The organism is Tumebacillus lipolyticus, assembly GCF_042682745.1.
Classification (GTDB): Bacteria; Bacillota; Bacilli; order Tumebacillales; family Tumebacillaceae; genus Tumebacillus_A; species Tumebacillus_A lipolyticus.
Genome location: NZ_JBHUIO010000002.1, coordinates 1,185,030 through 1,208,019, shown reverse-complemented (window position 1 = coordinate 1,208,019; position 22,990 = coordinate 1,185,030). Strand labels below are relative to the sequence as shown.

Genomic DNA, 22,990 nt, shown 5'->3' with positions numbered 1-22,990 from the left:
CAACCGGGGTTAAAAAGCTGTAGCAGTTGTTAAAAAACGGAAGCTGTTCTTCGGAAGCGGACAGAAACGAGAAACGCCCTTGCACCGATCGCCCGTTCAAAACGAGGCGATCGGTGACAAGGGCGTTTTTTGTATGGACGAGTGTGAGCTGATCTGCGGGAGAGGTCAGCTCGTGTAAACTGCGATCTCGATCCGTTCGATGCAGCGATGCGGCGAAGAAGCGATCTCGGCAGATCGACGATCGTCGAGGGCGGACAAGCGCCGCTCTGCACGAGCGGAGTTGTGCGCCTCGTGTGGATCGCTCACGGTGTAGGAGCATCGCCCGGCGCGGCGAGCCCTTCTTTCTCCATCAGCCTTCGCACATGTTGCTTCGGGTTCCAGCAGTTGAATTGATACTTGGGATCGGTGGCAAATCCTAAGCGGGCACATCGGCTCACCTGTTTGCCATCCGCTTTGCTCACTTCGTAATGCTGGCAGGTCGCACAGCAATGAAATCGATTCATCGAACATCACCTCACCAATTTCTAATTCTCCAACCTGTTCGCACAACCTTTTCTTTAATATTCGTAAATTTCCTCAATATTTATAAAATCGTAATAAATCATTCTCGATACAACTCTACAAAAATAAGCAGGATTGTTACTGATATTATCGAATATGGAATTACAGATTGAAACTGAATCGATTTAGTACAGTGGTTTAAAAAACAATGAACATTTCATGACTGGAGGAAGAACTCATGCTCGAAACGCCGGTAAAGTCTGCGACGCTAGTGGACCTTCTGCGCTACAGAGCGCAGGAGCAACCCGGCCAACTTTCGTACCGCTTTCTGATTGAAGAGCAAGAACTGGAGTATTCGTACGCCTTGCTCGATCAAAAAGCGCGCGCGCTAGGTGCCTATTTGCAACAGATCGGCGCAGCTGGGGAGCGCGCCCTGCTCTTGTATCCGCCCGGGCCAGACTATGCGGTCGCTTTTTTTGGCTGCCTCTATGGCGGCGTGGTCGCAGTTCCCGCCTATCCGCCCCGTCAAAATGGCAATCTGAATCGGCTTGTTGCTGTGGCCAGCGACGCAAGGGCGACGATCGCGCTGACCACCGATGAAATATTGACCAGCATCGAGCGTCGCTCCACAGAAACACCCGCCCTGCAGACGCTCCGCCTGCTGGCGACAGACAGCATCGACGCAGGTCTTGCCAGCGCGTGGCGGGCACCGCAGATCGACAGCTCGACGCTCGCCTTTCTCCAGTATACGTCAGGCTCAACTTCAGCTCCGAAAGGTGTAATGTTAAGCCACGGCAACCTGATGCACAACCTCGGGCTGATCCACAACAGCTTCGGAATCGTTCCGGGCACCAAAGGCGTGCTGTGGCTGCCACCCTTTCATGATATGGGGCTGATCGGCGGGGTGCTGCAACCGCTGTTCGGCGGCTACGAGATGACGCTGATGCCGCCAGTCGCCTTCATTCAAAAGCCGTTGCGCTGGTTGGAGACGATTTCCCGCCTCGGCGCGACGCTCGGCGGCGGTCCCAATTTCGCTTACGATCTTTGCCTGCAAAAGATCACGCCGGAACAGCGGGACGCGCTCGACCTCTCGACCTGGGAGACGGCGTTTAGCGGGGCGGAACCGATCCGCCAGGAGACGCTTGCGCGCTTTAGCGAATATTTTGCTCCTTGCGGGTTCAGACAGGAGGCGTTTTACCCCTGTTACGGTCTGGCCGAGGCGACTCTTTTTGTCACCGGCGGCCTCAAGCAGCAACTGCCGATCATCCGCTCCTTCGATGCGGAAGAGCTGAAACAAAACAAGGTGCGCGTTGTGGCAGACGGCGCAGACCACTCGAACGTGCTCGTCGGCTGCGGCAGTCCCGATCGCACCGATCAGAGCGTTCGCATCGTGCATCCGGAGACGAAAGCGGTCTGTGCGGAGGAGGAGGTCGGCGAAATCTGGGTGGGCGGTCCGAGCATCGCCCAAGGCTATTGGGAAGCGCCGGAAAAGACGGTAGAAGTTTTTGACGCGCATCTAGCTTCTGGAGAAGGACCGTTTTTGCGAACTGGCGATCTCGGGTTCCTCTTCGACGGCGAGCTGTTTGTCACCGGACGATTAAAAGATATGATCCTCATCCGCGGTCGCAACCACTACCCGCAGGACATCGAGTTCACCGTGTCCGAATCGCACCGAGCGATCCCGACAGGTGCTGGTGCCGCTTTCTCAGTCGAGGTGGAGGGCGAGGAGCGCCTCGTCATCGTGACCGAGGTGGAGCGAGCGTTCCGCAAAGGCAATCTGGAAGATGTGGTGACCAGCATTCGCAAACAGGTGTCAGAGCAGCACGGTCTCCAGGTGCACGGCGTCGTCCTGATCAAGCCGGCCAGCATCCCCAAGACGTCGAGCGGCAAGATTCAGCGCCATGCTTGCCGTCAGCGCTTCCTCGAAGGGACGCTGGAAGTGCTCGCTTCCGATGTGCGCGACCAACGGTCGGTGCGCACCGATCGCGAACAGGAAGCAGGCTCTGATCTTGGGCAGCTCGACATCGAAGCGCTCCGCAGTCTGGGGGAGAGCGAGAAGCTGATCGCCCTGGAGCGCCATCTGCAAGCAAAGGCGGCAGACGTGCTGAAAGTGAGCGCAGCAGCGATCGACTGCAGCCGATCGCTCCATGAGATGGGGCTCGACTCGCTGATGGCGATCGAGTTGAAAAACGAAGTGGAGGAGACGTTTGGCACGGAACTCTCGCTGACGCTTCTGCTCGACGGCCCGAGCATCACCGAGCTTGCGGCGGAGGTCATGCTTCAGCTGGAGACCGCGACGGAGATCGTGCCGAGCCGAGCGGTTGGTGCAACAGGAGCGGACGCTCCGCTCTCCTACGGGCAGCGCTCCTTGTGGTTCATGCAGCGCTTCGCCGCAGAGAGCGCAGCGTACAACGTGTCTCGCGCGGTGCGCGTGCCGGCCGAACTGAACCTTGCCGCCTTACAGGCAGCTTTCACCACGCTTGCCCTGCGCCATCCGCAGCTTCGCACTTCGATCGTGCGTAGCGCAGGCGATCCGCGCCAAGCGGTGCGAACAGAGCAGCAGTTTGCTTTTGCCGCTGTGGATGCGTCCGCCTGGAGTGAAGATCAGCTCAAGCAGCGTCTGGTGGCAGAGGCGAACTTGTCGTTCGATCTGGAAGCGGGGCCGCTGTGGCGGGTTTCCGTTTTCTCACGCACGCGTTTAGACCATGTGCTGGTGCTGACCATGCACCACATCATCACCGATTTCTGGTCGCTCGGCCTGCTCGTTCGCGAGCTGCGCGAGCTTTACGCAGCGCATGCTCGCGGAGAACAGGTGCCGGCGGTTGGCGAGCCTGACCGCTATGCGGAGTACGTGCAGCGGCAAGCGGAACTGCTGCAGGGGGCAAAAGGGGAGCGGCTGTGGCGCTATTGGCAAGATCGGCTGTCCGGCCAACTGCCCGTGCTCAATCTGCCGACCGACCGCCCGCGGCCGCCAGTTCAATCGTTCCGCGGAGATGTACACCCGTTCCGGTTGGGAACAGAGTTGACAGAGCAGGTCAAAGCGTACGCAAAAGCGCACAATCTCACGCTTTATACGCTCTTGCTCGCCGCTTATCAAGTGCTGCTCTTCCGCTACACCGGGCAGGAGGACATCTTGGTCGGCTCGCCAGCAGCTGGGCGAACGTCTGCCCGCGATGCTTCGACACTCGGCTATTTTGTCAATCCGATCGTCTTGCGCGGCCAGCTGCACCCCGAGCTGACGTTTGCCGACTTTGCTGCGCAGATGCGCCAGACGGTGCTCGGGGCGCTCGATCATCAGGACTATCCGTTCGCCCTGCTGGTGGAAAAGCTGCAGCCGAAGCGCGATCCGAGCATCTCGCCGCTCTTTCAAACATTTTTCGTCCTGCAAAAGTCGCATCTGCTCGATCAGGAAGGGCTGACCGCGTTTGCGATCAGCGGGCTAAAGGCGCAGCTGTCGGGAGATCTGCCGCTCGAATCGATGTCGATCGAGCAGAACAGCGTGCAGTATGACCTGATCCTGACGCTCGCCGAAGCGCATGAGGAGCTCGCAGCATCGTTCGAATACAATGCCGATCTGTTCGACTTGGCGACGGTCGAGCGGATGAGCGGTCATTACACCACCCTCCTGCGCGGGCTGATCGGCGCGCCGGAGCGGAAGCTTTGCGAAATGCAGCTGCTCTCCGAACGAGAAGCGCAGACGCTGCTGACCGAGTGGAACCACGCCAGCGCCGATTATGGCAGGCCGCTTCCCGTCCATCAGATTGTCGAACGCGTATCGGCGGACCATCCGCATCGCATTGCGCTGGAGCATGGAACTGCGACGATGACCTATGCGGAGCTCAATCGGCGAGCCAACCGGCTGGCAGGCTATTTAAAAAAGGCGGGTGTCATGCCGGAGACGCTGGTTGGGCTCTGCATCGAGCCCGGGTTGGAGATGGTGATCAGCATGCTCGCCATCTTGAAGGCGGGAGGAGCCTACCTGCCGCTCGACCCGTCCTATCCGCAGGAGCGGCTTGCCTTCATGCTGGAGGATGCGAACGTCTCGGTGGTTGTGATCGAACAGCATCTGGCCGCCAAGCTGCCCCCGCACCGAGCGCGGGCGATCTTGCTCGATCAGGAAGCGGAGCAGATCGCCAAGGAGAGCGATGACAACCTAGCCGTGGCAGTTGAACCGGCGCATCTCGCCTATGTGATCTACACGTCCGGTTCGACAGGCAGGCCGAAAGGGGTGTTGCTCGAACATGGCGGGCTGTTCAACCTGATGCATGTCCTGCATCGCGCCTACGAGATCGGCGAACAGACGCGCCTGCTGCAGTTTGCCTCCTTCTCCTTTGACGCGTCTGTCGCAGAGGTGTTCACCGTGCTGACCACAGGCGGAACGCTGATCCTCGCCAGCGCGAACGAGCGGATACCGGGGCCTGGGCTGATCGGGCTGCTGACCGAAAAGCGGGTCAACCACGTGACCTTGCCGCCCTCGGTGCTGGCGATGCTGCCGAGCGAGCGGTTGCCCGACCTGCTCACTGTCGTATCGGCCGGCGAGCCCTGCTCCAAAGAGATCGTCGATCGCTGGGCGGTGGGGGGCAGGCGCTTTGTGAACGGCTACGGGCCGACCGAAAACACAGTCTGCACCACCCACGCGGTGCTGACTCCAGAGTCGAAGGTTCACATCGGCCGCCCGAATCAAAATGTTGAGGTCTACGTGTTCGATCCGCAGGGTCAACCGGTGCCGATCGGCGTGTCGGGCGAGCTCTACATCGGTGGAGCGGGGCTTGCCCGCGGCTATCTCAACCGCCCGGAGCTGACCCGCGAGAAATTCGTCCCCCATCCGTTTGCGGCCGACCCCGATCGGCGGCTCTACCGCTCCGGCGATCTGGTGCGCTGGCGGCAGGATGGCGAGCTGGAGTATCTCGGGCGGATCGACAACCAAGTGAAAGTGCGCGGGTTCCGCATCGAGTTGGAAGAGGTGGAAGCGCGGTTGACCGGCACTATTGGCGTGGAGACCGGCGTGGTGCTCGTGCGCGAGGATCAGCCGGGACAGAAGCGCATCGTCGCCTATGTCACCGCAAAAGAAGGGCATGCCCTGCAAGCGTCAGACTTGCGGCAGACGTTAAAAGAGTCGCTGCCCGACTACATGATCCCGTCCGCCTTTGTCCTGCTGCCAGCCTTTCCGCTAACGCCAAACGGCAAGATCGACCGTCAGGCATTGCCCGCACCGGACGGGGCGCGCGACCTTGCAAACGCGTATGTGGCGCCGACTTCCGAGCTGGAGCGTCAAGTATCTGCCATCTGGCAGAGCGTGCTGGGCGTTGCGCAGGTGGGCGTGCATGACAACTTTTTTGACCTCGGCGGCCATTCGCTGCTGATGAGCAGAGTGCATGAAGAGCTGCAAGCGAAGTTGCAGCGACAGTTTTCTGTGGTCGAGATGTTCAAATATCCGACCATCGCAGCCCTGGTCAAATATTTGACGCAGGATGTAGCAGAAAAGCCTTCTATACAGGAGATCCGAGATGAAGCGAGCAAGCAGCGCGACGCTTTGAACAGGCGCAAACAGCTGCTAAAAGATAGGAGGAAGTAAGAGGATGAGCGAGTTTCAAGAGTTGCAAGGGATTGCGATCATCGGCATGTCGGGCCGCTTTCCAGGGGCGAAGAACACGCGCGAGTTTTGGCAGAACCTAAAGGATGGCGTGGAGTCGATCCGCCCTTTTGCCGATGAGGAGGTCGAGGAATCGAACCTCGACCGCGAAGATGCGAACTACGTGCAGGCGGGAGCGCCGCTTGAGGATGCAGAGCTGTTCGACGCCGCCTTTTTTGACATGATCAAACGCGAGGCGGAGACGACCGACCCGCAGCAGCGCATCTTTCTCGAATGCGCGCATGAGGCGCTCGAAGATGGCGGATATGAGGGGCGCTCCTATGCGGGCCGAGTGGCTGTCTTCGGCGGTGTCGGGCGCAATACCTATCTGCAAAATCTGCTCTCCAACCCGGAGATCATCAGCGCGGTCGGCTCCTATCAGGCGGGGATCGGCAACGATCACGACTTTTTGGCGACCCGCGTCGCCTACAAGCTGAACCTGCAAGGACCGGCGGTGACGGTGCAGACCGCCTGCTCCACATCGCTCGTGGCGGTGCACCTCGCCTGCCAGAGCTTGCTCACCTACGAGTCGGACATGGCGCTCGCAGGCGGCGTGTCGGTCAAGTTTCCGCAAAATGCGGGCTATCTGTGGCAGGAGGGCGGCATCTTTTCGCCAGATGGGCATTGTCGCGCCTTTGACGAGCAGTCGGCCGGGATGGTAGTCGGCAACGGCGGCGGCATCGTGCTGCTGAAGCGCTTGGAAGATGCGCTTGAGGATGGCGACTCGATCTATGCGGTGATCAGAGCTTCGGCGATCAACAACGATGGATCGAACAAAGTCGGCTATACCGCACCGAGCGTGGATCGCCAAGAGCATGTGATCTCACAGGCGATCGCGCTGGCAGACGTCGATCCGGAGACGATCACCTACGTCGAGGCGCACGGCACCGGGACTGCGATCGGCGATCCGATCGAGGTCACCGCCCTGACGCAGGCGTTTCGGATGAGCACCGACAAGGCGGGCTATTGCGCGATCGGCTCGGTCAAGACGAACGTCGGTCACCTCGATGCGGCTGCAGGCGTGACCGGCCTGATCAAGACGGTGCTCGCGCTTTCGAACAAACAGATTCCTCCGAGCTTGCACTACACGTCGCCCAACCCGAAGATCGACTTTCCAAGCTCGCCGTTCTTCGTCAACCAAGAGCTGCGCGACTGGAGCGTTCCGGCCGGCATGCCCCGCCGCGCAGGTGTTTCATCGTTTGGGATCGGCGGCACCAACGCGCACCTGATCCTCGAAGAGGCGCCGGCGATCGCGCCGTCTAAAGCGGCGGAGGAGCGCAACCTGCTCGTTCTCTCCGCCAAGAGCGCATCTGCGCTGGACAGAGCGACCGAAAATCTGGCAGCTCATCTGGAGCAAAACGCCGAGATCAACCTGTCCGATGTGGCCCACACCTTGCGGTCAGGCCGGGCTGCGCATGCGCATCGCCGCATCGTCGTCGCCGATCGGGCGGCAGATGCGGTGCAGGCGCTGCGCGAGCTCGATCCAAAGCGGGTGCACAGCCATTCGCTGAGCAGCAACCGGACGCCGTCTGTCGCCTTCCTCTTCTCCGGTCAAGGCTCGCAGTATGCGCGCATGGGACAGGAGCTGTACGAGACAGAACCTCTGTTCAAGCAGGAGATCGACCGCGGTGCGCAGCTGTTGAAGCCGCATCTCGGCCTCGACCTGCGCGATCTGTTCTTCCCGCCCGCAGGCAGTGAAGAGGAGGCGGGGGAACTGCTCAACCAAACTCAGTACACGCAGCCCTCGCTCTTCCTGTTCGAATACGCGCTGGCACAGCTCTGGCTGTTCCACGGTGTGCGGCCCGATGCGATGATCGGCCATTCGATCGGCGAATATGTGGCCGCTGTGCTCGCAGGCGTGATGACGCTTGAGCAGGCGCTTCCGCTCGTCGCAGCCCGCGGTCGCCTGATGCAGGCGATGGTGCCCGGCTCGATGCTCGCCATCCCGCTCCCCGAAGCGGATGTGGCCGCGATGATCGGGGAGGAGCTGTCGATCGCAGGCGTCAACGGGCCTCACTCGACAGTCGTCGCCGGCCCGACTGCGGTGATCGAACAGTTGGAAGCGCGCTTGCAGAGCGAGGAGCTTCACTTTAAGCGGCTCGACACGTCCCATGCGTTTCACTCGGCGATGATGGAGCCGATGCTCGACCAGTTTGCTGCCGAAGTTGGTCAGGTTGCCCTTTCTGCGCCCAACATGCCGTACCTTTCCAACCTGTCTGGGACTTGGATCACAGCAGAAGAGGCGACAGATCCGATGTACTATGTGCGTCACTTGCGCCAAGCGGTGCGCTTCGGCGACAACGTGGCAGAGCTGGTCAAACAGCCGGGTCGCATTCTGCTCGAAGTGGGCCCTGGGCGATCGCTCGGCACTGTCGTCAAGCAGTCTTTGCAAGGCACCGAGTCGGATGCGGTCGTGCTGTCTTCCACGCGGCATCGCGACGAGGCGCAGTCTGACGCTCTGTTCTTCACGACAGCGCTTGGACAGCTCTGGCTGCAGGGCGTCGATCTCGATCTGGACAAGCTGGATGCGCGCCCTGAGCGCCAACGCTTGCACCTGCCCACCTATCCGTTTGAAAAACAGCGCTATTTTGTTGAGCTGAACAAGCGAGCCCGCGACCGGCAGCGCCCGGTCGGGCGACTTGCCAACCTCGCCGACTGGTTCCACATCCCCGCTTGGAAGCAGACCGCACCGCGAGCTGGCAAGGCGAACGGCGCAGAAGTCTATCTGCTCTTGCAGGATGAGCTCGGCGTCGGCGCCACGCTGGCGGAGAGATTGAAACAGCGCGGGCATCAGGTGATCTCCGTCTCGCTCGGCGATCAGTTCGCGCGGCTGGAGGAAGGGGCGTACACGCTCGATCCGCAGGAGCGCAGCGCGTACAGCGAACTGCTGAACGAGCTGATCGCAGGGGAGCAAGTCCCGACGCGCATCGTGCATCTCTGGTCGCTGACCGAGGGGGCACAGGCGTATCAAACGGCGCAGGATCGGGGCTTCTATGCGCTGATCAACCTGGTTCAGGCGCTCGGCGAACAAAACCGCGCCGAATCTTTCCATCTCTCCGTCATCACCAACGCTTTGCACGAGGTGACGAGCGAGCCGATCGTTGCACCGGAGCGGGCGACCCTCCTTGGGGCGGTCAAAGTGATCCCGCAGGAGTTTGCCAACATCACCACCCGCCTGATCGACATCGAGCTGTCCAAGGCGAGCAAGCTGATCGACCGCCTGCTGGCGGAGATCGCCACCCCGATCGCCGAAGAGTCGGTGATCGCCTATCGCGGTGCTCACCGCTTCGTCCAATCGTTCGAACGAGTCAAGCTGGAAGCGGAGCAGGGCGAAGGGCTGCGCATTCGCGAGCGGGGCGTCTACCTGTTGACCGGAGCGACCGGAGAGGTGGCGATCCACCTGGCGAACCATCTCGCCAGCCGCTACGAGGCGAAGCTGGTGCTGGTCGGCCGCCCCGATTTCCCGGCGAGCGCAGACTGGCAGACATACCTTGCCGCCAATCGGTCGGAGGAGGATGTGACCGCCCAGCAGATCGAGAAGCTGCTTGCGCTCGGCAAGGTGGCAGAGCTTGCCTACCACAGCGTGGACATCACCGATGCGTGCGCACTGCGCGAGGTGCTGGAAGCGGCGCGCGAAAAGTTTGGCGCGATCCACGGTGTGTTCCATGCGGAAGAGCTGATGGGCTCCGGGTTGATTCAACTCAAGTCGAAAGAGGCGATGGAGAGCGTGTTCGCCCCGAAAGTGCAGGGCACGCTCGCTTTGGCAGAAGCGCTGACCGGCATGGAGCTCGACTTCTTGGCGCTGTTCTCGCGGATGCTGTCGGTCACGGGCGGTTTTGGCCAAGTGGACAACACGGCAGCCAACGCCTTCCTCGATGCGTTTGCCCGCGCCCACCAGGCGGACAGCGGCATCCATACGCTGGCGATCGACTGGGGCATGTGGCAATTTGACAACCTGCTGCAAGGCCAGCCGATCTTGCCGGAGATGGTGGCACAGCTGCAGCAGATGCAGAATCTCTACGGCATCTCCGCCGAGGATGGGATCGAGGCGTTTGCCCGGGCGCTGCAGAGCGGGCTGAACCACTGCATCGTTTCAACGCAAGATCTGCAGACGGTGATCGAAGAGACCAACTCGCTGAACGCCTCCTCGTATTTGGAGGGCTTGAAAGGATCGCGCACCGTCGATGCGAACCGGCCCTTTGTCGCCCCGCGAAACGATGTGGAGGTGCGGGTGACCGCGATCTGGCAAGATCTGTTCGGCGTCGATCAAGTATCGATCTATGACAACTTCTTCGACCTCGGCGGGAACTCGCTGCTCGGCGTGCAGTTGGTGACGCGCATCCGCAACGAGTTTGAGATCGACCTGCCGATGAGCGCCCTGTTCGAATCTGCCAGCGTGGCAGAGCTGGCGCAGTATATCTCCGATCATCAGCTGCAGCCGGAGGAGCTCGACGAGCTGGAAGCGCTGCTCGCCGAGATCGAAGGTCTGACCGAAGATGACATCGAAGCGGAGCTTGCGGAGGAGGGCATCGAATGAGCAGTCTGAACGATCGGTTGCGCAACCTCACACCGGAACAGCGCGCCATCTTAGAGAAGCGAATGAAAGAGAAGGGGATGAACACTGCGGTCGTCACGGCGGCCAAGGAGCAGAACGCCATCCCGGAGCAGATGATGCAATCGTTTGCTGGCGGCCAACCTGCCGCCGCCAAGAAGCAGCGCCCGCGGCTGACGGAGAAGGGGATGGAGTTCTCCATCTTCTTCTTCTCCGGCGACGGCTCGACCGAAGAGCCGGACAAGTACCGCATGCTGATCGATTCGGTTCGCTATGCGGACAGCCACGGCTTCAAAGCGGTCTGGACGCCGGAGCGCCATTTTGAAGATTTTGGCGGGCTGTATCCCAACCCGTCCGTCCTGTCTGCCGCCTTGGCGATGATCACCGAAAACATTCAGATCCGCGCAGGTTCGGTCGCCCTCCCGCTGCATCATCCGATCCGCTTTGTCGAAGAGTGGGCGGTCGTCGATAACCTCTCAGGCGGGCGCACAGCGGTGTCGTTCGCCTCAGGTTGGCATCCGTCCGACTTTTTGATCGCGCCGACGCCGACGCGGGCGTATTACGACCAGCGCAAAGAGGTGATGATCGAGAACATCAAGACGATCCGCAAGCTCTGGGCGGGCGAGACGGTCACGATGATCGGTATCGACGGAGGGGAACAACAGGTGAAGATCCTGCCGCGCCCCTTGCAGGATGAACTGGAGATCTGGGTCGCCACCAACGGCGCGATCGACACGTACATCAAAGCGGCGGAGACGGGCTGTCACATCCTGACCGGGCTGACCAATCAGACGCTCGACGAGTTTGAGGAAAAGATCAAGATCTATCGCGAGACGCTGGCGAAAAACGGCTATGACCCGGAGCAGGGCAAAATCACGGTCATGCTGCACAGCTGTGTCGGGGAGACCAACGAAGAGATCAAAGACAAAGTGCGCGATCCGCTGAAAGACTACCTGAAAACGTTCATCAAACAGCAGAAAAATGTGATGAGCAACTATGAGGAATTTTCCGAAGCGGATCAGGATGCGATCGTCTCCTATGCGTTCGATAAATATTTTGCGGAGAGCAGCCTGTTTGGAACGGTGGAAAAATGTTCAGGCCTGATCGAGGATCTGATCGACATCGGGGTTGACGAGGTCGCCTGTCTGATCGACTTTGGTATCGACATCGATTCGGTGATGAGCAGCATGAACTATCTGGGTCAATTGAAAGAAAAGTACACGCGGTAGGGTGGCGAGGAGGTCTTCTGATGAAAAACAGTCTGTCCGAACGTTTGGCGGCGCTCACTCCCGAGCAGCGTGCCATCTTTGAGAAGCGTGCAAAGGCAAAAAACCTGAGCGCGGAAAAGCTGATGAAAAAACAGGACAAGATTCCACAGCGCGGTCATAAAAATCCGAGCCCGCTGGCGATCGACCAGGAGCGCCTGTGGTTTTTCCACATGATGAACCCGGATGAGCCGACCTACAACGTCTATGGTGCGATCAACATGAAGGGGACGTTAGATCAAGCGGTGTTCGAGCAAAGCTTCAACGAGATCGTGCGCCGTCATGAAGCGTGGCGGACCACGTTTGAGATGCTGGACGGCCAGCCGATGCAGCTGGTGCACGATCAGCTGTTCGTGCCGATGGAGCTGCTTGACCTGACGCATCTGCCGCGAGCGGAGCGGGAAGAGGCGGCCAAGCAGGCGATGTCCGAATACATTCAAGTTCCGTTCGATCTGGAAGTGCCGCCGCTGGTGCGCACCAACCTGATTCGGAAGCATGAGGACGAGTGGCTGTTCGTCTTGACCGTCCACCATATCGTCACCGACCGCGTCACGTTCTCGATCTTCTTCCATGAGATGATGGCGCACTACAAAGCGTTTTTGAACGGTCAGCCGTCGCTCTTGCCCGAGCCGCAGATCTCCTACGCCGACTTTTCGGAGTGGCAGCGAAGCTACCTGACCGGAGCGGTGAAAGACAACCTAGTCGACTACTGGAAGCGGACGCTTGACGGCTCCGACTTCGTCTTGAACATCCCGACCGATTACCCCCGCCCCGCACAGCAGGATTTTAAAGGGGCGCGGGTGTTTCTCGACATCCCGATGGATGTGGCCAATCGCCTGAAGGAGATCGGGAAAAAGGAAGGCGCTTCCGCCTTCATGACCTTGCTCGCCGTCTACTATGCGCTGCTCTATCGCTATACGGGACAAGAGGATCTGCTGGTCGGCACCCCGTTTGCCAACCGCAACCGCGGGGAGATGGAAGGGGTGATCGGCTACTTCCTGACCTCTGTCGTGCTGAGAACGCAGGTGGAAGCTGACATGACCTTCACCGAGTTGCTCCGCCGCGTCAAAGATGTATCGTTGGCCGCCTATGCGAACAACGACATTCCCTTCGGCCTGTTGCTCGATGAGCTGAAGCCGCCGCGCGATGCGTCGCGCAACCCGATCTTCCAAGCGTGCTTCGTCTATGTGGACGTGATGGAAGACAAGCTGGAATTGCCGCATCTGGAGCTGAAATATGAGCTGACCGATGCGGAGACGGCGAAGTACGACCTGACGATCGGGCTGATGGAAGTGGAGGAGGGGATCACCGGCTTCTTCGAATACGCGCCGGCGATGTTCCGCAAAGAGACGATCGAGCAGATCAATCGCCACTGGCTCAACCTGATCCTCGCGGTGATTGAGAACCCGGAGCTGAAGGTGGTCGACATGCCGCTGTTCACACCGGCGGAAGAGCAGCAGATGCTGGTCGAGTGGAATGACACGGCGCACCCGCTGCCAGCGCGTCCGATCATGCACGAGCTGTTTGAAGCGCAGGCGGCGAAGACGCCAGAGGCGACTGCGGTGATCTGCGGTGAGGAGCGCATGACCTATCGCGAGTTGGACGAGCGTGCCAACCGTCTGGCTCACCATTTGCAAAAGCGCGGTGTCGCGCACGAATCGTTCGTCGGCATCCACATGGAGCGCGCGTTTGAGATGATCATCTCCATGCTCGCCGTGCTGAAGGCGGGCGGCGCGCATATCATGCTGGAGCCGAGCTATCCGGAGGAGCGGCTCGCTTCGATGATCGAAGATGCGAAGATGACCTGCGTGCTGACCCAGCAGGCGATGCTCGGCACGCTGCCCGCACACGGGGCGGAAGAGATCGCGGTGGACAGCCAGTGGGCACAGATCGCAGCAGAGCCTGCGACGAAGCCGGAGGCGCAGGTCAGCGAACACAGCTTGGCCTATGTGATGTACACATCGGGCTCGACCGGTCGACCGAAAGGGGCGATGATCGAGCATCGCTCGCTGGTCAACACGATGCTGCACCTAAACGAGAGCTTCGGCATCGAGCAGAGCGACGTGTTTTTCTTCAAGTCGCTGATCGGATTTGACGGAACTGTCCTGGAGTATTATGCACCTCTGCTGTCGGGCGCTTCCATCCTGCTCGCCGAACCGGGCGGGCATTATGACATGAACTATCTGATCCGCGAGATGAAGGAGAAAAACGTCACGCTCATCCAGATGATCCCCTCGGTGATGCATCTGCTGATCGAGACGTCTGGAATCGAGGAGGTCACCTCGCTCAAACATCTGGTGCTCGGCGGTGAGGCGGTCTCGCGCTCGCTGAAAGAGCGCATCTTCGAGCGCATGCCGCATGTGCTGCTGCACAACATCTACGGCCCGGCGGAGGCGACCGTCTATTCCACCGTCCACACCTTCACCAGCGGGGATGGCAGCCAGGTGGTCCCGATCGGGCGTCCGATCTTCAACACGCGCGTCTATGTGCTCGACAGCCACCATAATCCTGTGCCGGTGGGCGTGTACGGCGAGCTGTACATCGGGGGTACAGGTGTGACGAGAGGTTACCTCAATCGCCCTGAGCTCAACGCAGAGCGCTTTATACAAGATCGCTTCCATCAAGAGGGTGGGCGACTGTATCGGACGGGCGACATCGTCCGCTGGTTGCCAGACGGCACGCTCGAATATCAGGGTCGGATCGACAATCAGGTGAAGATCAGCGGCGTGCGGATCGAGACGGGGGAAGTGGAAGGTGCTCTGCACCTGCATCCGGCGATCCGAGAGGCGTCGGTGATCGTCCGCGAGGATGTGCCAGGTCAAAAGCGACTGGTCGCCTATCTGATCGGGGATGTGACCGCAAGCCAAGAGCTGCGCGAGTATTTGAAGCCGCTCCTGCCCGATGCGATGATTCCGACCGCCTATCTGTTCCTCGATCGCTTCCCGCTTTCGCCAAACGGCAAGCTCGATCGCCGAGCATTGCCGGTGCCAGAAGCGGATCAGGCGGTGTACGAGCGCGATTTTGTCGCGCCGCGCAATGAGCTGGAGGAGTTGCTGGCAGGCATCTGGGTGGAGGTGCTCAACTTGCCGAAGGTGGGCGTGGAGAGCAATTTCTTTGAACTGGGCGGACAGTCGTTAAACGCGATGCAGATGATCGGACGCGTTCGGGAGATGTTCCAGATCGAAGTGCCTGTCACCAAGCTGTTCTCCGTGACCACAGTCGCAGGTCTTGCCGAACTGCTGACCGAGTATGAAGCGAAGCCGGGCCAAGCGCAAGCGATCGCGCGGTTGCGGAAAAAGCTCGCCAACATGACAGAAGAAGAGAGAAGTGCGATGCTCGAAGCGAAGAAAAAGGTCAGGGGGTAGACGGAAGATGGGATTTCAAAGCGAAGCGGATGAGCTGTTGGCGCTGTTGCTGGAGGAAGAAGGGTATGGTCTGGAGGCGATCGAATCGATCAGCCCCCGCGACCCATCCGCCGAGCCTGAGCTGTCGTTTGCCCAACAGCGGCTGTGGTTCCTCTATCAGTTGGACGCGAGCGATCCGTCCTACAACATCTCAGCAGCCGTGCAATTTGCAGGTGAGTTGAACATCCAGGTGCTGGAGCGCTGCTTCGCGGCGATCATCGATCGACACGAAGCGCTGCGCACCCGCTTCTTGACGGTGAACGGGCAACCGGTGCAACAGATCGACAACGCCGGCGAGTTTGCGCTGCAGGTGGTCGATATGACCGAATTGGATGAGCAGGCACGCGAATCGGAGGTGGATCACCTGCTCACCGAAGAGTCGGTCAAGCCGTTTCAACTGGATGGCGAGCCGCTGATTCGCGCCGTGTTGATCAAGACGAGCCCGCGCGATTACACGATGTGTCTGACCATCCACCACATCGTCTCAGACGGCTGGTCGATGGGCGTGTTCACCGGCGAGGTCGCAGCGCTCTATGAGGCATTTTTGAGCGGAAAAGATGCACCGCTCCCCGCCCTGCCGATTCAGTATGCAGACTTTGCCGCTTGGCAGCGTGAGATCATGCGTGGTGAAACGTATGAGAAGCTGCGCAACTATTGGGTCGATCAGTTAGGGGGAGAGCTGCCGGTGCTTCAGCTTCCGGCAGATCGTCCGCATCCGACGGTGAAGACGATGCGCGGCAAGATGCACAAGTTTCGCATCGACAAAGGGCTGAAGCAGCAGATCCTCTCGCTCGGTCAACAGGAAGAGGCGTCGCTGTACATGACGTTGCTCGCGTCGTACAAATCGCTTTTGCATCGCTACTCCGGGCAGGAAGATCTGATCCTCGGCACGCCGATCGCCAACCGGGGCAGGCCGGAGCTGGAAGGGTTGATCGGGTTTCTCGCCAACACGCTCGTGCTGCGCACAGACCTCTCCGGTCGACCGACATTTCGCGAGCTGCTCCGCCGCGTGCGGCAGATGGCGCTCGACGCGTACGAACATCAGGATATGCCGTTTGTCAAACTGGTCGAAGAGGTGCAGCCTGACCGCGATGTGAACGTCTCCCCGCTGATCCAAGCGATGTTCGTCCTGCAAAACGCGCCGATGCCAGAAGTTTCGTTGAGCGGGATGACCGTCAAGATGATGGGCATCGAGAGCAAGACGGCCAAGTTCGATCTTTCGCTCTTTTTGACAGAAGATGAGCACGGGCTCGAAGGCGTTTTCGAGTACAACACCGACCTGTTCGATGCGCAGACGATCGAGCGGATGGGCGTGCACTACTGCAACCTGCTCGCCGCGATCGCAGCCGATCCGGATCGGCGCATCGACGAGCTGGCCTTCCTGTCCGAAGCGGAGCGCCTCGCCGTGCTGGCCGGCAGCTATCAGGCGGGCGACTATGATCGCGAGGCGACGCTGCACAGCCTGTTCGAGCGGCAGGTCGCCAAGACGCCAGACGCGACCGCTGTCGTGGATGGGGATCAGGTGCTGACCTATCGCGAGCTGAACGAGCGGGCGAACCGCTTGGGGCACCACCTGCTGACGCTCGGAGCAGGCCCTGACGTGCCGATCGGCATCTTCATGGAGCGCTCGCACGAACTGCTGGTCAGCATCTTGGCGGTGCTGAAGACGGGCAGCGCGTATGTGCCGCTCGATCCGACCTACCCGAACGAGCGCTTGCAGTTCATGCTGGAAGATGCGCAGGCGCCGGTGGTGCTCACCCAGAGCGCGCTTGCAAAGCGGCTGTCGGCAGCGGGCAGACAGGTGCTGGCGATCGACCAAGCGAACCCAGCATGGAGCGATTGTCAGGCGAGTGACATCAACGCGGGCACAGGGTCGACAGGCTTGGCCTATATCATCTACACGTCCGGTACGACCGGCAAGCCGAAGGGCGTGCTGGTTCCGCATCGCGGGGTGATCAGCCTGCTGACCGACATGCACAACCGCAAGCCCTTGCAGGTGGGCGATCGGAGCAGCGTCTGGACGAGCTTCGGGTTTGACGTCTCGGTCTATGAGATGTTTACGGCGCTGCTGTACGGGGCGGCCGTCTGCCCCGCACCCGATGCGGTGCGCTATGATAGCGAAAAGTTTATCGGGTGGCTGATCGAGCACCAGATCACCTCCGCCTACCTGCCGCCGTTCATGGTGAAAGACCTCGCTACGTGGCTGGAAAAAGAAAATCGGGCGCTTCCGCTGCACAGCTTGCTGGTCGGCGTGGAGCCGCTTTCTGAAAAACTGCTGGCGACGATCGCCAAGCGCGTTCCGGGGCTTACGATCTTCAACGGCTACGGACCGACGGAGACGACGATCTTTGCGACCTTCTATCAGGTGGATGCGGAGTATGCGCCGGAGCGGCAGACGCCGATCGGCAAGCAGGTCGCCAACACTCCGATCTACCTGCTCGATGCGAACAGGCAGCTGGTGCCAAACGGCATTGCCGGTGAGGTATACATCGGGGGGGAGATGGTGGTGCGCGGCTATCTGAACCGACCGGAGCTGACCGCCGAGCGGTTTGTCGCCGATCCGTTCGCGGAGCAGGCGGACGCTCGGATGTATCGGACGGGAGACTTGGCCCGCCGCCTGCCAGACGGCAACATCATGTTCCTCGGGCGGATGGACAGCCAGGTGAAGATTCGCGGCTTCCGCGTCGAGCTCGGCGAGATCGAAGCGCAGCTGATCGGCCACCCGTCCGTGCGGGAAGCGGTGGTCATCGTCAAGGAGATCAACCCGGACGACAAGCGGTTGGTCGCCTACCTGGTCGCCTCCGCTCCGCAGGAGGAGCTGGTGCCCGAATTGCGCAAGCAGCTCAGCGAGCACCTGCCCAGCCAGATGATGCCAGCCGCCTTCTTCCTGCTCGACGCCTTGCCGCTCACGCCAAACGGCAAGATCGACAGAAAGGCGCTGCCAGCGCCCGACTTTTCCAGCGCGAGCAAAGAAAGAGAGTATGTGGCGCCCAGCACGCCGACCGAGCAGAAGCTGGCCGAGCTGTGGTCGAAGTTCCTGCAGGTCGAGCAGATCGGCATCCACGACAACTTCTTTGAGATCGGCGGTCACTCGCTCCTGGCGATGCAGATGATCGCGCAGGTGCAGAGCGATTTTCAGATCTCGCTGGAAGTGCGCAACCTGTTTGACGACCCAACGTTGGGCGGCCTTGCGCAGATGATCGAGCAGGCGGAGCGGATCGATGGCTCTGCCAAGCCGGAGATCGTCGCACTCTCGCGATCGGCGCGCCGCAAGCGTGACTGACAGCACAAAAATAGAAGCCCCGATCGGGGCTTCTATTTGTTTTTTAAAATATTCTGTTTAATCTGATGGCTAATGTTTGCTGAGGAGATCTGTTCGCCGAAGATCGATTCGGACACATGTTCTTTGTTCTCTTCGCGAACGAACATATACGCTCCATAAACATGAAAGTTTTCCCAGAGCACTTCGAGATAATTGTCGATGAGCAAGAAGAGAACGAGCACGCCGATGATGATCAAATAGACGACCAGCAATATGATCCCTCCTTTGGAAGTTTGTGGTTTTTATTCTATGCAAGTTGATCCGTTTCCTGCTATTTCTATTTTACACTTATGTTTCACTTCAATACATTTTTCACATAGTAGTTACAGAAGTGCGAGTTGTGCTCTACTTGATCGGCAAGTGGAAGATTTCAACCATCCCTCGCGCACCATCACAATTTCCCAGCAGGTATGATTCAGATTTTGGGCCGACCTTTTTGGTGAATTTGGCTTCACATGTTTTCTCGTAAAGTTTTTGAGTCCCAAAAGCATCTTTTCTCGTATCGTATTTGAAATGAATGACCTTCCCATCATAGATCATCTCGGTGATGATCGGATCTCCTTCGATCGTATAGTTGGTCAACCGGATTTGATCTTTCTTGCCTTGATCTACGTTTGATAAAAACTGGATCACCTTTTCCGGGCGATCGTATCCCACATTGTTCACCACCTCATCTTCCGTTCGAATGGTTTGCAACCCTCCGCTACCATTCATTCTTTCAACCGTAAAAATGATTCCGACCACGAGTAGGCAGAGCATGATCGACCAGCTGATCCATCTGTTTTTCAAAATATTTCCTCCTTAGCCCCTTTTCACATTTGACGGAAATTACATTGAAAAGGTTCGAGAAAAGTTATGCTTTTCATGAAGGGTTGTGTAGTTCAATATCGAAATAGTTGAATATAGAAATAATTACTGTTGTTCCTGAATCAAGTGAATAAACAGCAAAACGCACACTGAAAGAGGAGAATTGCAGATGACGATGCGTACGACTGATAAGTGGGTGGCACGCCAGAAACAGAAGCCGAATGCCCGACTGAAGATGTTCTGTTTTCCGTACGCGGGCGGAAGCGCGGCGATCTATCGAGGTTGGCAGGAGGAACTGCCATCGACGATCGATGTCTGTCCGGTGCAACTGCCTGGGCGGGAGAGCAGACTGCTCGAACAGCCGTTCACCCACATCGATCCGATGGTCAAAGAGCTGGTCGAAGCTCTCAAGCCGCACATGGATCGTCCGTTCGTATTTTTCGGCCACTCGATGGGCGCATTGATCGCCTTTGAGCTGACCCGCGAACTGCGCAGGCAAAAGCTTGGTCTTGAGCCGGTGCACCTGTTCGTCTCCGGAAAGTCTGCGCCGCATCGCAAGATCGATCGCGATCCGGTGCATCAACTGCCGCACGACCAGTTCATCCAGCGCTTGCGCAAGCTAAACGGCACCCCGGAAGCGGTCTTGCAAAACGAGGAGCTGATGGAGCTGCTCTTGCCGATCCTCCGCGCAGACTTTGCGGTGAACGAGACGTATCAGTATCAGGAGGAAAGCCCGTTTCCAATTCCCATTCACTGCTATGGGGGCACGGGCGATGTGGACATCCCAGAAGCGAACCACGATGCATGGCGCGATCATACCACCGAAGCGTTCAAGCTGAAGATGTTCGAGGGCAACCACTTCTTTCTAAACAATCTGACGATCCGCAAAGAGCTCTTGCTCGACGTGACCGCTGAGCTCAATCGAATCGTAAACCTTTTATGAGTAGTGAGGGGGCTTTCTTTTGTTTAAGAAAATATTGATCGTCTCCCTGTCGCTCGTGCTCTTGCTCGTGCTGGCTGCCGGTGGGGGCAGCTACTATCTGGTGCAGAGCGCATTGCCGACAGTGGAAGGCGAACTTACGACGAAGGTGGAAAAGCCGGTTCGCATCGTGCGCGATCAGTACGGTGTGCCGCACATCTATGCGGAGACAGAAAATGATCTGTTCTTCGCCCAAGGTTATGTACAAGCTCAGGATCGCATGTTTCAGCTGGAGCTGTCGCGCCGAAGCATCGGTGGACGACTGGCGGAGATCATGGGCGACAGCATGGTGAAGATCGACGCGTTTAACCGCACGATCGGCTTTAGACGCGCGGCAGAAGAGGGGATGTCCAAAGTCAACCCGGAGACGATGAAAGCTCTGCAGGCGTTCGCCGACGGGGTCAACTCCTATCTGGAAGATCATGCGGACAACCTGCCTGTCGAATATACGATGCTCGGCTTTAAACCGGAGCCGTGGACGCCGCTCGATTCGCTGTCGATCGGCAAGTACATGGCGTGGGAGCTCGGCACCAACATGCGCAACGAGCTGTTCATGGGCGTGGCGCTGCCGAAGTTGGACGAAGCGAAGCTGAGGTCGCTCTTGTACGACTACCAGCCCACAGATCCGACGATCCTCAACAAGTCGGAGCAGGAGCAGGCGACCCCTGTTGAGCGCGCACAAGTTGCCATCTCCCAGGAGGCGCTGGACAACATTTTGGCGGCGCTCGATCATGGTGGCCCGCAAGTGTTGCCCGGCGAAGGCTTGGGCAGCAACAACTGGGTCGTGTCGGGCAAGAAGACCGAGTCGGGCAAACCGTTGCTCGCAAACGATATGCACCTCGGCCTCGGCGCACCGTCGACCTTCTATCAGAACCACCTCGTGTTGCCTGGCAAATACAATGTGACAGGCGCGATCTTCCCGGGCGTTCCGGGCGTGATCGTCGGGCACAATGACAAGGTGGCTTGGGGCTTCACCAACCTCGCGCCCGATGTGCAAGACCTGTTCATCGAGAAGCAAAACCCGAACAATCCGCATCAGTTCGAATATGACGGGAAATGGTATGATGCCCGCGTGATCGAAGAGGAGATCAAAGTGAAGGGCGGAGAACCGGTGAAGACGGAGGTGGTGATCACCCGTCACGGTCCGGTGATCACCAACATGCTCGATTCGTACAAGTCGGCCGACCAAGCGCCGGCGCAGACGATTCGCACGGCGGTCGAAGTGGGACAGCCGCTCGCCCTGCGCTGGACGGCGCACGATGCGACCGACGAGATCACGGCGATGCTCGGCTTCGATCGAGCGACCAACTACAAAGAGTTCGAAGCGGCGATGAAGCTGTTTCAAGCGCCTTCACAAAATGTGGTCTACGCGGACGTTGAAGGCAACATCGCCTACCATGCGATGGGCTCGATCCCGATCAGACCGAAGAGCGATGGACTGACGCCGGTGCCAGGTTGGACCAGCGAGAACGAGTGGCAAGGCTACATCCCGTGGGAAGAGCTGCCGCACACGTTCAATCCGGAAAAAGGGTATATCGCCTCGGCGAACAACAAGGTCGTCGATGATACCTATCCCTATCACATCACCTACGACTACGACCTTCCCTACCGCGCGATTCGCATCGGGCAGATGCTTGAGGAGAAGGACAAGCTGTCGCTCGAAGATATGGAGCGCATGCAGTCTGACTGGGCGAACTTGCAAGCGAAGCAGCACGCGCAGGTGTTCATCTCTGCGCTCTCCTCGGCCGAGCTGAACGAGACGGAGCAGAAGGCGTTCGACGTGCTCAAGGAATGGTTCAAAGATCCGATCGACGATCCGGAGCTCGCAGGCCCGGTGGTCTACCATTCGATGTACAACAAGATGTTCACACGCTTTTATGAACCGCACTTGACCGAAGAGTATTTCTACCATTTCAACCGCACATCTCTGCCGAGCTACGGCTTGGAGATGATCCTGCGCGATCCGAATCCGAAATGGTTCCAGGGAACTGATGACACGAAGGAAAAGGCGATCGTCGATTCCTTCAAGCAAGCGGTGGCGTGGATGAAAGATGAGCTGGGCAAGAATCCGGAAAAGTGGCAGTGGGGCAAGGTGCACACGATCACGCTCGCGCATCCGCTCGGCAGCATCAAACCGCTCAATCTGCTGTACAACAACGGCCCGTACGCATACGGCGGCAGCAATGTCACCGTCGGGGCGGCCAGCTACTCGCGAGGAAAGCCGTTTAGCATCGTGCTCGGCGCTCCGTGGCGCTTCGTCATCGATATGAATAAGATCGATGGGGCGAAAGATGTTCTGACGATGGGCGCCTCTGCGCAGCTCGGCAGCGATCATTATCAGGATCAGACCGAAATGTGGCTGGAAGGGCGTTACAAGACGATGCATTTTACCGAGCAAGACGTGAAGGAAAATGGCGAACGGACGCTCGTCTTACAGCCAAAATAATCTGTTGGGTAAACCTGGTTTCGCATCAAGCGGAATCAGGTTTTTACTATGTAAAACTAAAATCTGGAGTGAAGATGCTTAG

At 59.0% G+C, this 22,990-nt stretch carries 11 protein-coding genes; 7 read left to right on the top strand and 4 right to left on the bottom strand.

The annotated features are described in order from the left end of the window. Nucleotides 1-165: 165 nt before the first annotated feature. Nucleotides 166-306: a hypothetical protein gene (locus ACFSOY_RS04560; protein ID WP_386044337.1), complete on the bottom strand. Its 141-nt coding sequence runs from the start codon at nucleotides 304-306 to the stop codon at nucleotides 166-168. Further along, entirely contained in the window at nucleotides 303-503 is a 201-nt protein-coding gene (locus ACFSOY_RS04555) for a hypothetical protein (protein ID WP_386044336.1), read from the bottom strand. The genes ACFSOY_RS04560 and ACFSOY_RS04555 overlap by 4 nt, the downstream gene beginning before the upstream one ends. 236 nt (nucleotides 504-739) lie before the next feature. Here ACFSOY_RS04555 and ACFSOY_RS04550 point away from each other — a divergent pair, with 236 nt between their 5' ends. Genes ACFSOY_RS04550 through ACFSOY_RS04530 form a run of 5 tightly spaced genes read left to right on the top strand, consistent with a single transcriptional unit; the run spans nucleotide 740 to nucleotide 18,637 of the window. Continuing rightward, nucleotides 740-6,076: an amino acid adenylation domain-containing protein gene (locus ACFSOY_RS04550; protein ID WP_386044335.1), complete on the top strand. Its 5,337-nt coding sequence runs from the start codon at nucleotides 740-742 to the stop codon at nucleotides 6,074-6,076. A gap of 4 nt (nucleotides 6,077-6,080) precedes the next feature. Beyond that, the gene (locus ACFSOY_RS04545; RefSeq protein WP_386044334.1) at nucleotides 6,081-10,670 is read left to right on the top strand and encodes a type I polyketide synthase; all 4,590 of its coding nucleotides are present in this window, start codon (nucleotides 6,081-6,083) and stop codon (nucleotides 10,668-10,670) included. After that, complete coding sequence (locus tag ACFSOY_RS04540) at nucleotides 10,667-11,914, top strand: MupA/Atu3671 family FMN-dependent luciferase-like monooxygenase (RefSeq protein ID WP_386044333.1); 1,248 nt, start codon at nucleotides 10,667-10,669, stop codon at nucleotides 11,912-11,914. Before ACFSOY_RS04545 ends, ACFSOY_RS04540 begins: the two co-directional genes overlap by 4 nt. 20 nt (nucleotides 11,915-11,934) lie before the next feature. Next, nucleotides 11,935-15,315, top strand: a complete 3,381-nt coding sequence (locus ACFSOY_RS04535) for a non-ribosomal peptide synthetase (protein ID WP_386044332.1) — start codon at nucleotides 11,935-11,937, stop codon at nucleotides 15,313-15,315. A gap of 7 nt (nucleotides 15,316-15,322) precedes the next feature. After that, on the top strand, nucleotides 15,323-18,637 hold the full coding sequence (locus ACFSOY_RS04530) for a non-ribosomal peptide synthetase (RefSeq protein ID WP_386044331.1): 3,315 nt from the start codon (nucleotides 15,323-15,325) through the stop codon (nucleotides 18,635-18,637). 32 nt (nucleotides 18,638-18,669) lie between these two features. Here ACFSOY_RS04530 and ACFSOY_RS04525 read toward each other — a convergent pair whose 3' ends face one another. Together ACFSOY_RS04525 and ACFSOY_RS04520 are read right to left on the bottom strand one after the other, a co-directional pair. After that, complete coding sequence (locus tag ACFSOY_RS04525) at nucleotides 18,670-18,888, bottom strand: hypothetical protein (RefSeq protein WP_386044330.1); 219 nt, start codon at nucleotides 18,886-18,888, stop codon at nucleotides 18,670-18,672. A gap of 133 nt (nucleotides 18,889-19,021) precedes the next feature. Further along, nucleotides 19,022-19,465, bottom strand: a complete 444-nt coding sequence (locus tag ACFSOY_RS04520) for a DUF4362 domain-containing protein (RefSeq protein WP_386044329.1) — start codon at nucleotides 19,463-19,465, stop codon at nucleotides 19,022-19,024. 187 nt (nucleotides 19,466-19,652) lie between these two features. On the opposite strand from ACFSOY_RS04520, the gene ACFSOY_RS04515 reads away from it, so the two are divergent. Both ACFSOY_RS04515 and ACFSOY_RS04510 read left to right on the top strand, forming a co-directional pair. After that, nucleotides 19,653-20,426, top strand: a complete 774-nt coding sequence (locus ACFSOY_RS04515; protein WP_386044328.1) for a thioesterase II family protein — start codon at nucleotides 19,653-19,655, stop codon at nucleotides 20,424-20,426. A gap of 19 nt (nucleotides 20,427-20,445) precedes the next feature. Continuing rightward, nucleotides 20,446-22,908, top strand: coding sequence for a penicillin acylase family protein (locus ACFSOY_RS04510; protein ID WP_386044327.1), 2,463 nt, complete (start codon nucleotides 20,446-20,448; stop codon nucleotides 22,906-22,908). The last annotated feature ends 82 nt before the right edge of the window (nucleotides 22,909-22,990 follow it).